This is a genomic window from Vibrio penaeicida (assembly GCF_002933855.1).
Lineage (GTDB): Bacteria > Pseudomonadota > Gammaproteobacteria > Enterobacterales > Vibrionaceae > Vibrio > Vibrio penaeicida_A.
In genome coordinates, this window is the sequence record NZ_BFAQ01000061.1 from 713 (window position 1) to 1,353 (window position 641).

1 protein-coding gene is annotated in these 641 nt (G+C 35.7%); it reads right to left on the reverse strand.

Translation table 11 applies throughout. The annotated features are described in order from the left end of the window. Positions 1-16: 16 nt before the first annotated feature. Positions 17-641: hypothetical protein (locus VPNCDNU1_RS27415; protein ID WP_237324236.1), on the reverse strand; the 625-nt coding region annotated here is incomplete at its 5' end.

Below are 641 nucleotides of genomic sequence, written 5' to 3' on the forward strand. Positions count from 1 at the left end.
CGGTTTGAAGCGTTTGTTATGCGTTTTTTACAGCGTCAAAAAGACTTTTCTCACTCTCAGTCAAAGGAAGTTCAGACCATTTGGGTTCTATTGCAATTTTATACTCTTTAGGAAGTTCATTGATTAGACAATATAACCAGGCTAGCTTTAGTTCATCTCTATGCATTTCATTTACAAACTGATCTATTAAATTGAGTTCAATTTTCAGCAAACTACGTTTCCATTGAGCCATTTCATTTAAGCTCGTGTTTGTCAGAACATCATCAATTGTTGGTTTCCCACCTTTGGTTAGCTGCTTAACTGCATTCGGCCATAACCATTTTAAAAACTCATATCCTTTATTCGTATAAACACGGCTATATGCAGACTTGTAGGTTCTCATCAATTGGATATGATCTTCAATAGTATATTTAGGCTTAGCATGTCTATGCTGAAAGATCGTATATATAACTCCATAAAGAGCAATAAAGACAGCAGTAGTACCTCCAGAAAACGACCCTAAGTTTGCCCACGACGATGCGTCGGCAGGAATTCCAAATTTAAATACAAAAACACCAGATGTCAGAAAAACTATCAAAAGTAGTACAGCTATATGTTTAAACAATTTATTTTCCTCTGATACGCATAACGCCAGCTTAAAC